Here is a 13,909-nt window from a genome sequence, read left to right on the forward strand (position 1 = left end):
CGCGCGTCGCGGGCGAGCCTACTCCGCCTGGACGCGCGACAGGCCGTGCGGCGCATCGAGCGCGCGGCCGCCGCGCAGGATGAAGGCGATCTGCTCCAGGCGGCTGAAGCCGACGAGCAGGGCGGCCAGCCAGATCCAGCCTTCCCAGCCGGTCAGGGCGACCAGCGGCCACAGGCCAAACAGCACGACGCCGCCGGCCTTCGCGGACCAGAAGTGGAACATCAGCACCCGCCGGCTGAGCAGCCACGAGATCGCCAGATAGGCGATCGGCCCGGCGAACAGGATCGCCAGCGCCACCGGCTGGCGCGCCAGGATCCCCGGTCGATCCAGCGCCAGGAAGGCCAGGATGGCGATCGAGAACAGGTTGTCGACCACGGCGTCGAGCTGGGCGCCGAAGGCCGAGGCCCGGCCGCTGCGCCGCGCCAGCCAGCCGTCGACCAGGTCGCTCGCCGCCGCCACCCCGTAGAGCCCCAGGGCGCTCCACCGGAACCCCGCCAGCAGGAGCAGCAGGATCGGCGCGATCAGCACCGCGCGCGACAGGGTCACCAGGTTGGCGAGCTTTAGGCCCCCATCCTCGATCAGCACGCGCTTGAGAAGCGCGCTCACGGCGTCGGGCCTTCGTCGAGGCGGATGGTGGTGGGCAGCGAAATCAGCTGATCGACGGCGAAGGCGCCGCGGTGCATCGGGCAGACCAGCTCCCCGGCTGCATTGATGAAGCCGGCCTTCAGCGGCCCGCCGCGGTGCGGGCAGCGGTTGCGCACCAGATAGAGCGCCTCGTCGTGGCCGAGCAGGAAATACTCCTCCCCATGGCGCCAGATCGGCGGCAGGTCGCTCCCGATCCAGGTCCCGGTCATGGGACGAGCCGCCGGCCGTAGCAACCCTGCGGGAAAGCCGAAAAGGCGCCGGCGTTCACCGTGCCGAACCCGCCGACCTGCAGGGGCTCGTCCGGATCCAGCGCCCCCGCGCCCCCGGGCGTCACCCCTGCGCCGAGCCGCGCCAGGTCCGGGGCGACCGGGCTCGCCTCACCCGCGGCGACCGCGCCATCCAGGGCCCGCGCCGTGGCCAGCATGTGGGCGCCGGCCGTCTCGAAGGCCATCCGCGTCAGCTCCGCGCCGGCCACGATCTCGCCGCCCACCTCTGCGCCATAGGCCGCCACCAGCGGGTCGGCCACCTCGTCGACCACCATGGCCGTGTGGTGCAGGTCGATGTGGGCGTGTTCGCCGAAGTACCGCGCGTCGACCTCCGGATGGAATTCCCGCAGGTAGCGGAAATGGTCCTGGGTGGAGCGCTGATAGGCCGTCTCCGCATAGAGCAGGAAGCCCACCTGCAGGAAGAAGTTGGCCGGGTTCTGGAACAGGTGGTGGATCAGGTTGTGCAGCTCCAGCGCCGCGGTGTCGAACAGCGGCCAGCAAGCGTTGTATTCGTCGCTCAGCCCGAAGCCGCGCATCACGGCGCGAAAGAGCACGCTGTGCTTCTTGCCGTGCGCGCCATAGCCGAACTCGTCGATCAGGATGCGGAACAGGGCCGACTGCGGCGCCCCGAACTCGCCCACCACGCCCAGCGCCGAGGCCGAGGCTTCGGCCAGCAGGTCGGGCGACGACTGGACCAGGAAGTTGCGGTACTGCGCCTCGCGGTTCGGGCTGGCCCGCAGGTAGGCGACGAAGGCGTTCTGCGGCTGGCTCCGCACCTCGCCCAGCAACGCCTGCGCATAGGCGCGCCAGTCGCGGCGGGCCGCCTCGGCGCGCGCCGCGGCCGCCAGCGGGGCGACCAGCTCGGCCTCCAGGCCGTGGCGCACCCGCTCAAGCCGGGCCATCTCGCCGGCGTCGTAGTGCCGCTGCAACCGCGCCACCACCGAGCCCTCCGGCGCCGCGCTCGGCAACAGCATGTAGCGCGCCTGATAGGCCCGCATCAAAGCCAGGTGCTGGACGTGGCGCAGCCCGGCCGGATCGCCCGCCGGATCGCCGCCCAGATCGTCTTCGCCGATGCGCAGGTCCCAGACGGCCGGCGGACGGGCGCCGCTGCGTTCGGCGAGCCGGCGTCCCACCGCGGCGAGCTCGGCGGCCTCCATCAGGCGGCGTTCGCGAACGGCGTGTAGATCGAAACGCCCACCCCGCTCTTCACGAACATGTCGGCCAGGCTCCAGCGCGACAGCGACAGCGCCGAGGTCCCGTTCACCGGCCGCAGATAGGTCGGCGCCTCCAGCGCCCCGGTGATGATCGGGATGTGCTTGATGATGATCCGAGACACCAGCTTGGCCTCGAACAGGCTGTGCAGCAGCCGCGATCCGCCCTCGGCGATCATGCTGCGGATGCCCAGGCCGTAGAGCACCGCCATCAGCTCCGCCAGGTCCACCCGTCCGTCGCCACACCGCACCACCTGCACATTGGGCTTGGCGGCCAGGGCCGCCACCACCGCGTCCGGCGCCTGGCGGCACACCGCCACCAGCGTCGCCCCGCCGTCGTTCAACAGGCGCGAGGTCAACGGGATGTCGCCCATCGAGGCCGGCACCACGCGCAGCGGATTGGGCCCCTGGAAGTAGCGCACGGTCAGTTCCGGGTCGTCGCTGCGCACGGTGCCGGCGCCCACCATGATGGCGCTGTGCAGCGCCCGCTGCTGGTGGAACCAGGTCCGCAGTTCGTCGCCGTAGAAGGCGAACAGGTCCTTGCTGGACGCGCCCGGTCCCAGCGAAAGCTTGCCGTCGATGGTCAGCTCGGAGAGCGTCGTGATTTCGATCATGGTGCAGCCCCCGACGGTGCGCGGTCACGCCCTGAACTCGATTGCTCAACGTTCGTGACGGCGAAAAGTACGCGATATTCCCTAGCGCCCGCCACCGGCGATCTTGGCGCGCGCCTGGGCCTCGACCTTGCCCATGCCGACGAGCACGTCGCGCGACGACTGCAGGGTGGCCTGGAAGCCCCTGAGATCGCCGCTGTCGATGCGCCGAACATCCTTCGGCCGGGTCCATTCGAGCCCGATCAGCGGGCCCAGGCGGCAGGCCTTGGCCAGCACCGCCTGGCGCTCGGACGGCGCGGCGCGCGCCACCAGTTGGCCGACGATCCCGTTCCAGTTCGGCGATCCGCCCATGCAGCCGCCCAGGCCGTTGCAGTCGCCGGTCCAGAACCGCTTGTACCAGCGCGCCGTCAGCGACCCCTCGGCCAGCCGATCGGCGGCGATCAGCGGCTTGCACTCGGCGCGCACATAGCTCTGCGCCTGGGCCGGCGCCGCGCCAAGGACCAGCGCCGCGGCCATCGCCGCCCGCCACATCGGCCGCCTGTCGTTGATTTCGGATCGCCGGGTCATGTCCGCCCCTTCGCAGCTGCCCGTGCCAAAGGCGCGACGGCGGCGAGGGTTGCGTGCGCCGCCGGCTCAGCCGCGCAGCCCCAGCGCCTCGATCGCCGAAAGCTGCGCCGGCTCCAGCGGCCCGGCCGCCTCGGCCGCCAGCGCGTCGGCCAGCTCGTCGCGGGTCTTTACGCCCAGGATCAGGGCGTCGACGCCTTCCATGCCCAGCGCATAGCGGTGCGCCGCCCGCGCCGGGTCCTCGCCCCAGGCGGCGCACAGCGCCCGATAGCCCGCCGCCCGCTCATAGTCCCGCGCGTCCGGGTGGTTTGGCGACAGCGGACGGTCGAGCGCCGACGTCAGGGCGCCGGCCTGCACCGCGCGGATGCCCAGCACGCCCAGGCCGCGCGCCTGGGCCGCCGCGATGATCTCGCGCGGCCGCGCCGGCTCCGCAAACCGCCGGATGCCGCCGGCCGAGTCCATCAGGTTGGCGATCGCCTGCACCACGGCGGGCGAGGGGTCGTGGCCGATCGCCGCCAGCACCGCCTGCGGCACGCCGATACCGGTGATCCCCCAATGCCCGATCCGCCCCTGCGTCTTGAGCCGTTCCAGCGCCGGGACCACCTCGTCCACATAGAGCGACCAGCGGGTGGAGAACTCATCGCGCCGCCCATCGCCGTGCGCATAGGCATAGCCGTCCGCCGCGATCGAGGAGTGCAGGAAGAAGACGTCGACGAAGCCCAGCCGCATGGCGCTCAGCGACGCCTCGAGGGAGGCCTGCAGCCGCCCGCCGACCTCGCCCGGCGGCGGCGAGCCCAACTGGCACTTCGACGTGATCCGCACCCCAGCCGGCAGGGCGCCGGCAAACATCTCGCCGATCAGCCGCTCGCAGTTGCCGTACATCGGGGCGGTGTCGAGCACGTCGATCCCGCCGTCGAGGGCTGAGCGCACCGTCGCCTCCACCTCGGCCCGGTCCACCGCGCCCCACACCTGCCCGATCCCGCCGCCGCCCAGCACCAGCCGGCTGACGCGGCCCACGGGCCCCAGTTGCACGGTGTTCATCGGCGTTCCCCCGTCCACGCGCCGGGTGACGGCGGCGTTGGCTTGGAGGATAGTGGGCGCCGTTGAGGCCGCCGCGCCAGACTGTCCCGCGCGGCCACGGAGGCCGCCATGACCTATGCGCCAGCCACACGCGTCGTCCATGACGCCGACAGCCACATCATGGAGCTGCCCGACTTCCTCAAGAAGTACGCCGATCCCGAGCTGCGCGACGAGATCCCGGAGGTCAGCTATGCGGCCTCCATCGTCACCGACGAGGAGGTGGCGGCGATCATGGGCCAGGGCGGCCGCCACAGCCCCGAGCACGTGGCCGCCCAGATCGCGCTGGGCGACCGGCTGATCGAGGCCTCCAAGGAGATCCAGGCCCTGGGCGCCTTCGACAGCGCCGACCGCTCCACCGCGCTCGACCTCCTGGGGTTCAGCAAGCAGCTGGTGTTCGCCACCCACAGCGTCGCCTTGCCGTTCTCGGCCAGCTCCAAGGTCGAACCCCGGCTGCGCTACGGCGCCGCCCGCGCCCACAACCGGCATATGGCCGAGTTCTGCCGCGCCGACGACCGGCTGATCGGGGTGGCCGTGGTGCCGCTCGACGATCCGGACCTGGCCATGGCCGAGCTGGAGTTCGCCCTCTCCGAAGGCCTGGGCGCGGCCTGGGTGCCGCACCGGCCCTGCGGCGACCGCTCGCCTGGCCACGTCGACCTCGATCCGTTCTGGGCGAGGCTCGCCGAGAGCGGCACGCCCTTCGTGCTGCACGTCGGCGGCGCGCCCTTGCAGGTCGCCAGGGCCTGGATGAACAACGGCCGCGCGCCCACCAAGGACTGGCTCGGCGGCGGGGAAAACCTGCGCACCAAGGACATCGCCCTGCTGCACGAGGGGCCCGAGGCCTTCATCACCATGCTGGTGCTGGACGGGGTGCTGGAGCGCCACCCGGCGCTGCGCGGCGCCAGCGTCGAGCTGGGCGCCGGCTGGGTCCCGGAGCTGCTGCGCCGGCTGGATTGGGTGGTCAAGCACTGGAGCCGCAACGACGCCAACCTGCAGGCGCTCAAGCGCACGCCCTCGCAGCAGATCAGCGAACAGCTGGCCTTCACCCCCTTCGTCTTCGAGGAGGTCGGCAAGCTGATCGATCAGTCGAACCCCGACCTCTACCTGTTCTCCAGCGACTATCCGCACATAGAGGGCGGCCGCAATCCGATCGGCCGGTTCGAGACCGCGCTCGGCGACCGCGACGAGGCGGTGCGCGACAAGTTCTACACCCAGAACTTCCTGCGCATCTTCGCCGCCGCCGGGGCCCCCGCGCCGCGAGCGCCCGCGACGGCCGAGGCCTGAACCTCCATCCGACCGTCCCCGACGATCACGACAATGTCGGCTGCGGTCATGGCGGCCGCCGGCCGGGCGGCTAGTCTCGCGGCGATGACACCCGCCCTAGCGCCAGCCGTAGTTGAAGCTGATCGAGATGCGCTCGCTCCTGGCGGCGTTGGCCGGAACCTCGTGCCGCAGCCAGCTCTCCCACATCAGCACCGTCCCCGGCGCCGGCGTCAGATAGACGAAGCTCTGCTGGCCCTGCGGCGCATCGGCGCGGCGCGGCGGGGCGGCCATCATCAACGGCAGGCGCGGATCCTCCAGCTTCAAGGCCGAGGCGTTCTTCGGCGTGCGCACATAGACCGTGCCGGAGATCACGCTGTGCGGATGGACGTGGCCGGAATGGCCGGCGCCGGGTTTCAGGACATTGACCCACAGGCTGTCCAGCTTCAGCCGGCCCTGGCCGAGGTCGAACGCGAGTTCGCTCGCGAAGGCCTTGGCGTGGCGGTCCAGCCGTCGCTTCAGGTCGCCGAACACGCTCGCCCGCTGCGGCAGGTCGCTGAGCGAGGCATAGGAGGTGTAGCCGCCGTAGCCGTGCGCCTTCGACCAGGCCCGGCCGGCCCCGTCCTCGGAGGCCAGCATGCGGCAGGCGACCTCTAATTCGGCGTTGAAATTTTCGAACTCCGCGTGCGTGCTAAGCGTCGCTTCATATACCGGAGTCGCGAATAGGGGGCGCAGCGCCATGATTGCGGCGCTAGCCGTCCCGTGAAGGATTGTCAAAAGTTGTGGACCTCTGGCTCTTGCGGCCAAGCTCCATTACAGCATTGTTTCAACGACAGCTCCGCCCGGGTTGGACGCGGAGCGCTTGGGGGGAATTCGACCATGATGAGGATTGCGGCCGCTCTGGCGATTGCCGGTGTTGTGATCGCGGGCCATGCGCAGGCGGCGCCTGCCAAGGCCAGGCCCGCCGGGGGCCATGCCACCCAGGCCGCCGTGGCCTATCACGCCGCGCGCGGGCCCGACCGGGTCCACCCCGATCTGAACGGCGTCTGGCAGGTCATGAACACCGCCGGCTGGAATATCGAGCCGCATGCCGCGAGCGCGGCGCTGCAGATGCGCCCGGGCCCCTACGGACCGGTGCCGGCCAAGGACGTGCTGGCGCTGGGCGCCGTGGGCGCAGTGCCCGCCGGCCTCGGCGTCGTGCAGGGCGGGGAGATCCCCTACACCGCCGACGCCAGGAAGACGCGCGACGCCAACAAGGCCGACTGGATCAACAAGGATCCGGAGATCAAGTGCTACCTGCCGGGCGTGCCGCGCGCCAACTACATGACGCATCCCTTCCAGATCTTCCAATCCGAGAAGCAGATGCTGTTCGCCTACGAATACGCGGGCGCGGTGCGCAACATCCTGTTCACCGATCCGGGCCCCGCGCCGGTCGACAGCTGGATGGGCCAGTCGGTGGCGCACTGGGAGGGCGACACCCTGGTGGTCGTGGTCACCGGTCTCAACGACTCCACCTGGCTCGACCGGGCGGGCAACTTCCACTCCTCCGACATGAAGGTCGTCGAGCGCTATACGCCGACCGGTCCGGGCATCCTGCGCTACGAGGCGGAGATCACCGATCCCGCCACCTTCACCCGGCCGTGGAAGATGAGCATGAACCTCTACCGCCACGTCGGCGACGACGCGCGGCTGGGCCAGTTCAAGTGCGTCGAGTTCGTCGAGGAGCTGATGTACGGCAAGCTGCGGAAGAACCCGCTGCCTTGATCGGCTCCATTGTGCGCGGACGAGAACCTCATGTACGATGAGGTCTCGTCTGCGGGTAATTTAGACCCGTTCGGTCGCCGTTCATGGCGGCCGAGTGAATTTGTAGAAGACGTCAGCATCGGCGCTGGAGGCGCACCATGAATTCTCGTCGTATCACCTTCACCACCCTCATCGGCGCGGGCGTGCTCGCGGCGGCGGCGATCGGCGTGGGGCAGGCTTCGGCCCACCACGCCTTCTCCGCCGAGTTCGACGGCAAGGCCCCCGTGCTGCTGCGCGGCAAGGTCACCAAGGTCGAATGGATCAACCCGCACGCTTGGGTGCACCTCGACGCCGCCGGCCCCGACGGCGTGGTCCGCGAATGGATGGTGGAGGGCGGCACGCCCAACACCCTGCTGCGCGCGGGTGTCGACAAGAACACCCTGAAGGTGGGCACCGAGATCATCGTCCGCGGCTACCAGTCGAAGGACAAGGCCTGCACCCCGGTCTGCAAGGCGAACGGTCGCGACGTGACCTTCCCCGACGGCCGCAAGGTGTTCATGGGCTCGTCCGGCACCGGCGCGCCCAAGGACGGCTCGGACCCGACCGACAAACAATAGGCTCCGCGGCCGACAAGGCTGGCGAAAGGGGAGCCCGCGCGGCTCCCTTTTTTGCGTTTCGACCGAGGGGGTGCGCGCCGTGCTGACCTATCTGTGGATCGCGCTCGGCAGCGCGCTGGGCGGCATGGCCCGCTTCGCGCTGTCGACCTTCGTCGCCCAGGCCGGCGGCGGGGTCTTCCCCTGGGGCATCCTGCTGGTCAACGTCACGGGCTCCTTCGCGATCGGCGTTCTGGCGACGGCGCCGGCCGGCCTCTCGCCCGACGCCCGCCTGCTGCTCACCGTCGGGCTCTGTGGCGGCTACACCACCTTCTCCAGCTTCAGCCTGCAGACCCTCGATCTGCTCCGCCAGGGCCATGTCGCCGCCGCGCTCGGCAATATCGCGGGCTCGGTGGTCCTGTGCCTGCTGGCCGTCTGGGCCGGGGTGGCGGTGGCGGGCCTCCTGAACGGCGTCCGCGGCGCAGCTTAGGCGGGTCGCTTTCCGGCGGCGGCTAAGGTAAGAGGAAGTCCGGCGACGACGCTCTATCTGCTTTGATTTCAATAGAGAAATAGAGGGGGGATGTTCATTGGTGCGTGAAGCCCTGGTCTGGTTGCAGACCGTGCTCGGCAAAGGGACCGGCGACACTGCCCAGTCCTGGAGCGAGGCCCTGTTGGGCTCGCTCAATTTCTGGGGCTTGCTGGAAGGGACGCACCTGCTGACGCTGGTGCTGTTCGCCGGCACCATCTTCGTGGTCGATCTGCGATTGCTGGGGGTCACCTTCCGCCGCACGCCGGTGTCGGTGGTCAGCGACAAGATCCTGCCGCTGACCGTCGCGGGCTTCGTCATCCTGATCGCCACGGGTCTGGCGTTGTTCTTCGCCAAGCCGTTGGTTTATTACCACAATATCTGGTTCCGGGCGAAGCTGGTGTTCCTCGTCCTGGCCATGCTCAACATCGTGGTCTTCCACACTCGGGTGCAGAAGAACCAGGCGGCTTGGGACACCCTGGCCACCCCGCCGCGCATGGCCCAGGTCTCGGCCGTCCTGTCGCTGGTCTCCTGGCTGCTGGTGATCGCGATGGGCCGCTTCATCCCCTACAACTGGTTCGATTGCGGCAAGCCGATCCCCCACGTTGTGAACGTGCTGCAGGACTGCAAGACCTCCGAGCACGGGGCCGTCGATGCGCAGGACATGGTCAAGCTCGCGCCCAATTCCGGGGCGGCCAAGCCGCAAGGGGCCGCGCAATGAAACTCACCTTCGAAGTCCTGTTCCCGGCGCTTCGGCCCTGGGTCGTCAATCTGGTCAACGTCTGGCCCGCCTACATCATCAAGCCGCAGTACGCGAACTGGGAGGTGCTGCACATCCTGTCGCTGACGCTGCTCGGCGGCACGGCCATCCTGATGAACCTGCGGCTGCTGAACGTCGGCATCACCGAGGAGCCGCCGTCGGAGATCTACCGCAACCTCCGGCGCTGGCAGGACCTGGGGGTCATCGGCATCATCGCCTCGGGCATCCTGATCGGCATGGCCAACGCCGAGAAGCTCTACGACTCCACCGCCTTCGTGGTGAAGATGTGCGCCCTGCTGGGCGGGATCATCCTGACCTATGGCGCGAGCCGGCCGGTGGCCAGGGCCGACGGCGCGGTCTCGAGCTCCGCCAAGCTGTGGTTCCTCCTGGGCGCGCTCATCTGGCTCGCAGGCCTGGTGATCATGGCCACCGGCGCCCTGATCAATGTGGGCCTCTATCACGTGATCACGGCCGCGGCGCTGGTGGTGCTGATCGCGTCCAGGGGACGGCTGCGGTGGATCTACCTGGTGGGCCTGCTGGCGCTGATCGCCGCGCAGCAGGGCGTCACCCACTTCGCCTACGCGGGCGACGACATCCACCACCTGGACCCGGTCAACAAGCTGTTCACCTGGCTGTTGGCGATCTGGATCGTCGGCGCGGGCCTGGTGCGCCTGTTGCTGACGCGCCGCGAGGAACGTCAGGGCGTCTTCGTCCAACTGATCGCCTGGTCGACCATCCTGGTCTGGATCACCGGGGGCGCGGCCGGGCGCTGGATCGCCTTCGAATAGCGGTGCGGGCGGCCTGCGGCGACGCGGTCTAGGTCGTCTGGATATCTAGCAGCGAGCGCCACATCGCCTCGGCGATGTGGATCACGCCGAGGTTGGCGCTGAACTGGGTTTTCGCCTCTATCTGGGTGACGGCCTCGGAGGCCGGATCGACGCTGGCGTCGGCGCCCATGCGCGCCGTGCGCTCGGCGGAGGCTTCGAAGCGGGCGGAGGCGGCCATCAGGCCGCCGCGGGCGATGCTGAGCGGATCCATGGGTCCTCGCTTGATCGGCCAAGGATAGCCGCCCCTAGGTTAAGCCGCGGCGAGCAAGCATGGTGAACGCTGCGCTCGCCTCTCGATTGCAGAAGCGCTACCCTCCCGGCGGGGGGACACGAAGGAGACGCGCCATGCTGCGCACTTTGATGATCCTGGGCGCGGCGGCCGCCCTGATGAGCGGCCCGGCGACCGCCCAGTCGATCGCCGACCCGAGCGTCACCAGCATCTGCCTGGACCCCACCGGCCACACCGTGCCGGTCACCTGCCGGTCGCACGACGCCAGCCGCATCGCCCAGCGCGAAGACATCTGCCAGTGCCTGCACGGCGGCGATCAGGTCACCGTGCCCTTCTGCCCACGAGGCGTGAAGCCGCCGGCCGAGGACGTGGCCTTCGAGCACGCCCGCCGATCCGCCGTGGTCAAGGGCAGCCTGGTGGGCGCGACCTATGCCGGCCGCCCGATCTGCGTGGAGTCGCGCAGCAACCTCGGCGGCGCCTACTGAGCTATTTGCCGAGCGCGGCGTAGACCAGCTTCTGGAAGATCGGCAGGGCCACGCGTCCGCCCATCCGCTGGCCGGTGGCGAGCTGCGCCGCCGAGCCAGGATCGAGCGGCATGGAGTTCTGGATCAGGTAGATCATCACCATGTCCTCGGCCGGGTCGGCCTGCCACCAGGTGCCGAAGGCGCCTGGCCAGCCGAACGCCCCCACCGAGCCCGCGCCCATCCAAGCCTGCTTCTCCGGATCGGTGATCACCGAAACGCCCAGGCCGAAGCCCTGGCCGCCCCAGAACGGGATGCCCATGAACGGAATCTCCCGCTGGGCCTCGGTGAGCCGGTTGCGGGTCATCAGCTCGATGGTCTCGGCCTTCACCAGCCGCACGCCGTCCACCTCGCCCTTGCCAAGCATCATGCGGGCGAACTTCAGATAGTCGTCGGCCGTGGAGATCAGCCCGCCGCCGCCGCCCTCGAAGGCCGGCGCTGCGTCAGTCAGCGGCAGCGACACGTCCTCCAGCGGCCCGGCCTCGGGCGGGGCGCGGTAGAGCTTCGCCAGCCGGTCGCGCTTCTGTGGCGGACACCAGAAGAAGGTGTCCTCCATGCCGAGCGGGCCGAAGATGCGGTCCTGGAGCACCTGGCCCAGCGGCTTGCCCTCGATGCGCGCCACCAGGAAGCCCAGCACCTCGGTCGCGTGGCTGTAGTGGAACCGTTCGCCCGGCGGATAGGAGAGCGGCAGGGTCCCCAGCGCCGCCAGCCAGGCGTCCGGCGTGCGGCTGTTGACCAGCGGCGAGCCCAGCCGGTCCTCATAGGCGTGCGCGATCGGCCCGATGGAGGTGAAGCCGTAGGCCAGGCCCGCGCGGTGGGTCATCAGGTCCTCGACCGTGATCTCGCGCGGCGACGGATAGGTCGCCTCGAGCGGTCCTTCGGCGTCCTTCAGCACCTGCAGGTTGGCAAGCTCGGGCAGCCACCTGGTCACCGGGTCGTCGAGCTTCAGCTTGCCTTCCTCCATCAGCATCAGGGCGGCGATGGAGGTCACCGGCTTGGTCATGGAGGCGATGCGGAACAGGGTGTCGCGGGTCATCGGGACCTTCCCGGCGATATCGCGGTAGCCCAGGGTATTGACCTGGGCGACCTCGCCCTTGCGCCAGACCAGGGTCACGAACCCCGACAGGTCGCCGGCGTCGACCACGCCTTGCAGCGCGGCCGGGATTTGCGCCAGCGCCTCGGGCGCGAGCCCGCCCGTGCCTTGATCGCCGTACATCGCCAGATCCTCCCACGCCCCTTATCGGCGTTCACTCATCAGTTGGGCAGGCGGATGGGGCGGGCGTCAAGCGGGTCCTGCCTGGATTGAAAGCCCTCCTGGAGGTGCGTATATCCGGCGCCGGCCCGTGGGGGCGGCGTCGAAGGAGTCTGCCAATGCTGGTGACCTTGCTGAAGGCCAAGCTGCATCGCGCGACGGTCACCCAGGCGGATCTCGACTACGAGGGCTCCATCGCCATCGACCGCGAGCTGATGGACGCCTCAGGCATCCTGCCGCACGAGCAGGTGGACGTGCTCAACATCACCACCGGCGCCCGCTTCACCACCTACGCCATCGAGGCGCCGCGCGGCAGCCGCGTGATCGGCGTCAATGGCGCCGCGGCCCGTCTCGTGCAAAAGGGCGACAAGGTGATCGTCGTCACCTACGGCATGCTGCCCGTGGAGGAAGCCCGCAACTATGCGCCGACCGTGGTCCTGCTCGACGAGGGCAATGTCATCAAACAGGCCGCCTGAGGCCGCCGCCGCGGCGCTGGTCGTCGTGGTCCTGACGCTCAGCGCCTGCGCCCCGGGCGCGCCCAAGGGCGTCGACCAGGACAAGCTCGACGCCGCGGTCTCCGACGCCATCGGCGATCCGGCGAGCTGCCTGCTGATCGCCGAGAAGGCCAGCGGCAGGCTCGTCTATCGCTACAACACCGCCACCGTCTGCGCCCGCCAGCTGCCCTCGTGCCAGGGCCAGGCCGCGTGGCAGGTGAAGGACCTGCTCGCCGCCACGGTCAAGGATGGCCAGGCCAGGGCGCTCTCCTGCAATACCTCCGCCGACGCTTCGCACGGGGTCAGCTGGGCCTCCGGCGTGCTGCCGGCCAAGGGTCTGGTCTATGCGGCGGTCATGGAGGGCGCGCGCACCTTCCCTGGCCGCATGATGGCCGACCGGATCGAGCCCCGCTTCAAGGACCTCGGCCTGCAGTAGCAGCTGGATCAGCGGGCGAGTTCGTAGACCCCGCTCACCTGGATGCGCACCTGCAGTTCGCCGGGAGATACCGGCGTCGGCTGGACCATGCGGCTTTGCGCGACCATGACCGGCTCGGTGATCACCGGGGGGGCGAAGCTCGCGCCCTCGCTGAGGCTGACCAGCCGCACGACCGGATGGCCCAGGGCCCGCGCATAGAGCTCGGCCTTGGCCTGCAACGCCCGCACCGCCGCCAGCCGCGCTGCGTCCTGCGCCGCCGTGGGATCGCTGAGTCCGAAGGCGACGGAGTTCACATTGGTCGCGCCGGCGCCCACTGCGGCGTCCACCGTCTGGCCCAGCCGCTTGAGGTCGTGGACGGTGACTGTCACCTGGTTCGAGGCGTCGTAGCCGGTCAGCCGCGGCGGCTGGTTCTGCTCATAGACGTACTTGGGATTGACGTTGAGCTGGGCGGTGCGGATGTCCCGCTCGGCGATCCCGTCGCGCTTCAGGGCCGCCATGACCCGGTTCATCTGCTCGGCGTTGGCGGCCAGCGCCAGGGCCGCGGTCGCAGCCTCGGTCTGCACGCCGAGGGTGATGGTCGCCATGTCCGGCGCCGCTTTCACATCCCCATAGGCCGACAGGTTGAGCGTGGTGGCCGCGAACCGCGCGTCCGACGGGACTTGCGCGAAGGCCACCTGGGCTGCGGTGATCACCACGGCGAAGGCCAGGGCGGCGGCGCTGAGGAATCGCTTCATCTCGGGGGCTCCTTGCAAGCTTCGCCGACAAGCTGCGCGTCGCTTTCTGAACGCAAGCTTTAAGGCCCGTGCCGCCCATGCTAACCGCGCTGGGTTCCCTGCGGGGGCCCGTAGCTCAATGGTTAGAGCCGGCCGCTCATAACGGTCTGGTTGCAGGTTC

At 69.8% G+C, this 13,909-nt stretch carries 19 protein-coding genes; 9 read left to right on the forward strand and 10 right to left on the reverse strand.

The annotated features are described in order from the left end of the window. Nucleotides 1-18 precede the first annotated feature (18 nt). From VGT80_RS04805 to VGT80_RS04830, 6 genes are all read right to left on the reverse strand, one after another. Complete coding sequence (locus VGT80_RS04805; protein ID WP_327453386.1) at nt 19-606, reverse strand: CDP-alcohol phosphatidyltransferase family protein; 588 nt, start codon at nt 604-606, stop codon at nt 19-21. After that, nucleotides 603-854 (reverse strand): Rieske (2Fe-2S) protein, encoded by a 252-nt coding sequence (locus VGT80_RS04810; protein ID WP_327453388.1) that lies wholly within the window; start codon nt 852-854, stop codon nt 603-605. The genes VGT80_RS04805 and VGT80_RS04810 overlap by 4 nt, the downstream gene beginning before the upstream one ends. Then, the gene (locus VGT80_RS04815) at nt 851-2,068 is read right to left on the reverse strand and encodes an iron-containing redox enzyme family protein (protein WP_327453390.1); all 1,218 of its coding nucleotides are present in this window, start codon (nt 2,066-2,068) and stop codon (nt 851-853) included. The genes VGT80_RS04810 and VGT80_RS04815 overlap by 4 nt, the downstream gene beginning before the upstream one ends. Further along, a complete protein-coding gene (locus VGT80_RS04820; protein WP_327453392.1) occupies nt 2,068-2,736 on the reverse strand; it encodes a RibD family protein in 669 nt (222 codons plus the stop codon). Before VGT80_RS04820 ends, VGT80_RS04815 begins: the two co-directional genes overlap by 1 nt. 81 nt (nt 2,737-2,817) lie before the next feature. Further along, nucleotides 2,818-3,300: a hypothetical protein gene (locus VGT80_RS04825; RefSeq protein WP_327453394.1), complete on the reverse strand. Its 483-nt coding sequence runs from the start codon at nt 3,298-3,300 to the stop codon at nt 2,818-2,820. Between the two features lie 66 nt (nt 3,301-3,366). Continuing rightward, nucleotides 3,367-4,338 (reverse strand): aldo/keto reductase, encoded by a 972-nt coding sequence (locus tag VGT80_RS04830; RefSeq protein WP_327453396.1) that lies wholly within the window; start codon nt 4,336-4,338, stop codon nt 3,367-3,369. Between the two features lie 108 nt (nt 4,339-4,446). On the opposite strand from VGT80_RS04830, the gene VGT80_RS04835 reads away from it, so the two are divergent. Continuing rightward, nucleotides 4,447-5,658: an amidohydrolase family protein gene (locus VGT80_RS04835; protein WP_327453399.1), complete on the forward strand. Its 1,212-nt coding sequence runs from the start codon at nt 4,447-4,449 to the stop codon at nt 5,656-5,658. Between the two features lie 96 nt (nt 5,659-5,754). Here VGT80_RS04835 and VGT80_RS04840 read toward each other — a convergent pair whose 3' ends face one another. After that, nucleotides 5,755-6,375, reverse strand: a complete 621-nt coding sequence (locus VGT80_RS04840) for a TIGR02466 family protein (RefSeq protein WP_327453401.1) — start codon at nt 6,373-6,375, stop codon at nt 5,755-5,757. Nucleotides 6,376-6,513: 138 nt separating this feature from the next. Between VGT80_RS04840 and VGT80_RS04845 the strand changes: the two genes are divergently transcribed. From VGT80_RS04845 to VGT80_RS04865, 5 genes are all read left to right on the forward strand, one after another. Then, a complete protein-coding gene (locus VGT80_RS04845) occupies nt 6,514-7,398 on the forward strand; it encodes a hypothetical protein (protein ID WP_327453403.1) in 885 nt (294 codons plus the stop codon). 137 nt (nt 7,399-7,535) lie between these two features. Continuing rightward, a complete protein-coding gene (locus tag VGT80_RS04850) occupies nt 7,536-7,994 on the forward strand; it encodes a DUF6152 family protein (protein ID WP_327453405.1) in 459 nt (152 codons plus the stop codon). A gap of 79 nt (nt 7,995-8,073) precedes the next feature. Beyond that, nucleotides 8,074-8,460, forward strand: a complete 387-nt coding sequence (gene crcB, locus VGT80_RS04855) for a fluoride efflux transporter CrcB (RefSeq protein ID WP_327453407.1) — start codon at nt 8,074-8,076, stop codon at nt 8,458-8,460. 100 nt (nt 8,461-8,560) lie between these two features. After that, nucleotides 8,561-9,217 (forward strand): DUF6644 family protein, encoded by a 657-nt coding sequence (locus VGT80_RS04860; protein WP_327453409.1) that lies wholly within the window; start codon nt 8,561-8,563, stop codon nt 9,215-9,217. Continuing rightward, nucleotides 9,214-10,044 (forward strand): DUF6644 family protein, encoded by an 831-nt coding sequence (locus tag VGT80_RS04865; protein ID WP_327453411.1) that lies wholly within the window; start codon nt 9,214-9,216, stop codon nt 10,042-10,044. Before VGT80_RS04860 ends, VGT80_RS04865 begins: the two co-directional genes overlap by 4 nt. Before the next feature lie 28 nt (nt 10,045-10,072). On the opposite strand, the gene VGT80_RS04870 is transcribed toward VGT80_RS04865, so the two are convergent. Continuing rightward, nucleotides 10,073-10,294, reverse strand: coding sequence for a hypothetical protein (locus tag VGT80_RS04870; protein WP_327453413.1), 222 nt, complete (start codon nt 10,292-10,294; stop codon nt 10,073-10,075). A 134-nt stretch (nt 10,295-10,428) separates the two neighbouring features. Between VGT80_RS04870 and VGT80_RS04875 the strand changes: the two genes are divergently transcribed. Next, nucleotides 10,429-10,797, forward strand: coding sequence for a hypothetical protein (locus VGT80_RS04875; protein WP_327453417.1), 369 nt, complete (start codon nt 10,429-10,431; stop codon nt 10,795-10,797). A gap of 1 nt (nt 10,798) precedes the next feature. Here the strand turns inward: VGT80_RS04875 and VGT80_RS04880 are convergent, their stop codons facing one another. Further along, nucleotides 10,799-12,049 carry a serine hydrolase domain-containing protein gene (locus VGT80_RS04880; protein ID WP_327453419.1) on the reverse strand — a complete coding sequence of 417 codons (1,251 nt, stop codon included), beginning with the start codon at nt 12,047-12,049 and terminating at the stop codon, nt 10,799-10,801. A 155-nt stretch (nt 12,050-12,204) separates the two neighbouring features. Here VGT80_RS04880 and panD point away from each other — a divergent pair, with 155 nt between their 5' ends. After that, nucleotides 12,205-12,561, forward strand: coding sequence for an aspartate 1-decarboxylase (panD, locus tag VGT80_RS04885; protein WP_327453421.1), 357 nt, complete (start codon nt 12,205-12,207; stop codon nt 12,559-12,561). Continuing rightward, nucleotides 12,539-13,015, forward strand: coding sequence for a hypothetical protein (locus VGT80_RS04890; protein WP_327453422.1), 477 nt, complete (start codon nt 12,539-12,541; stop codon nt 13,013-13,015). The genes panD and VGT80_RS04890 overlap by 23 nt, the downstream gene beginning before the upstream one ends. Nucleotides 13,016-13,023: 8 nt before the next feature. On the opposite strand, the gene VGT80_RS04895 is transcribed toward VGT80_RS04890, so the two are convergent. Further along, a complete protein-coding gene (locus VGT80_RS04895) occupies nt 13,024-13,749 on the reverse strand; it encodes an SIMPL domain-containing protein (RefSeq protein WP_327453424.1) in 726 nt (241 codons plus the stop codon). Nucleotides 13,750-13,909 lie beyond the last annotated feature (160 nt).

This window comes from Phenylobacterium sp., from assembly GCF_035944335.1.
In the GTDB taxonomy this organism is placed as follows: domain Bacteria; phylum Pseudomonadota; class Alphaproteobacteria; order Caulobacterales; family Caulobacteraceae; genus Phenylobacterium.

Coding starts and splice junctions, on each gene's coding strand:
- VGT80_RS04810 (WP_327453388.1), bottom strand. CDS start 854: ATGACCGGGACCTGGATCGGGAGCGACCTGCCGCCGATCTGGCGCCAT.
- VGT80_RS04815 (WP_327453390.1), bottom strand. CDS start 2,068: ATGGAGGCCGCCGAGCTCGCCGCGGTGGGACGCCGGCTCGCCGAACGC.
- VGT80_RS04820 (WP_327453392.1), bottom strand. CDS start 2,736: ATGATCGAAATCACGACGCTCTCCGAGCTGACCATCGACGGCAAGCTT.
- VGT80_RS04825 (WP_327453394.1), bottom strand. CDS start 3,300: ATGACCCGGCGATCCGAAATCAACGACAGGCGGCCGATGTGGCGGGCG.
- VGT80_RS04830 (WP_327453396.1), bottom strand. CDS start 4,338: ATGAACACCGTGCAACTGGGGCCCGTGGGCCGCGTCAGCCGGCTGGTG.
- VGT80_RS04835 (WP_327453399.1), top strand. CDS start 4,447: ATGACCTATGCGCCAGCCACACGCGTCGTCCATGACGCCGACAGCCAC.
- VGT80_RS04840 (WP_327453401.1), bottom strand. CDS start 6,375: ATGGCGCTGCGCCCCCTATTCGCGACTCCGGTATATGAAGCGACGCTT.
- VGT80_RS04845 (WP_327453403.1), top strand. CDS start 6,514: ATGATGAGGATTGCGGCCGCTCTGGCGATTGCCGGTGTTGTGATCGCG.
- VGT80_RS04850 (WP_327453405.1), top strand. CDS start 7,536: ATGAATTCTCGTCGTATCACCTTCACCACCCTCATCGGCGCGGGCGTG.
- VGT80_RS04865 (WP_327453411.1), top strand. CDS start 9,214: ATGAAACTCACCTTCGAAGTCCTGTTCCCGGCGCTTCGGCCCTGGGTC.
- VGT80_RS04870 (WP_327453413.1), bottom strand. CDS start 10,294: ATGGATCCGCTCAGCATCGCCCGCGGCGGCCTGATGGCCGCCTCCGCC.
- VGT80_RS04875 (WP_327453417.1), top strand. CDS start 10,429: ATGCTGCGCACTTTGATGATCCTGGGCGCGGCGGCCGCCCTGATGAGC.
- VGT80_RS04880 (WP_327453419.1), bottom strand. CDS start 12,049: ATGTACGGCGATCAAGGCACGGGCGGGCTCGCGCCCGAGGCGCTGGCG.
- panD (WP_327453421.1), top strand. CDS start 12,205: ATGCTGGTGACCTTGCTGAAGGCCAAGCTGCATCGCGCGACGGTCACC.
- VGT80_RS04890 (WP_327453422.1), top strand. CDS start 12,539: ATGTCATCAAACAGGCCGCCTGAGGCCGCCGCCGCGGCGCTGGTCGTC.
- VGT80_RS04895 (WP_327453424.1), bottom strand. CDS start 13,749: ATGAAGCGATTCCTCAGCGCCGCCGCCCTGGCCTTCGCCGTGGTGATC.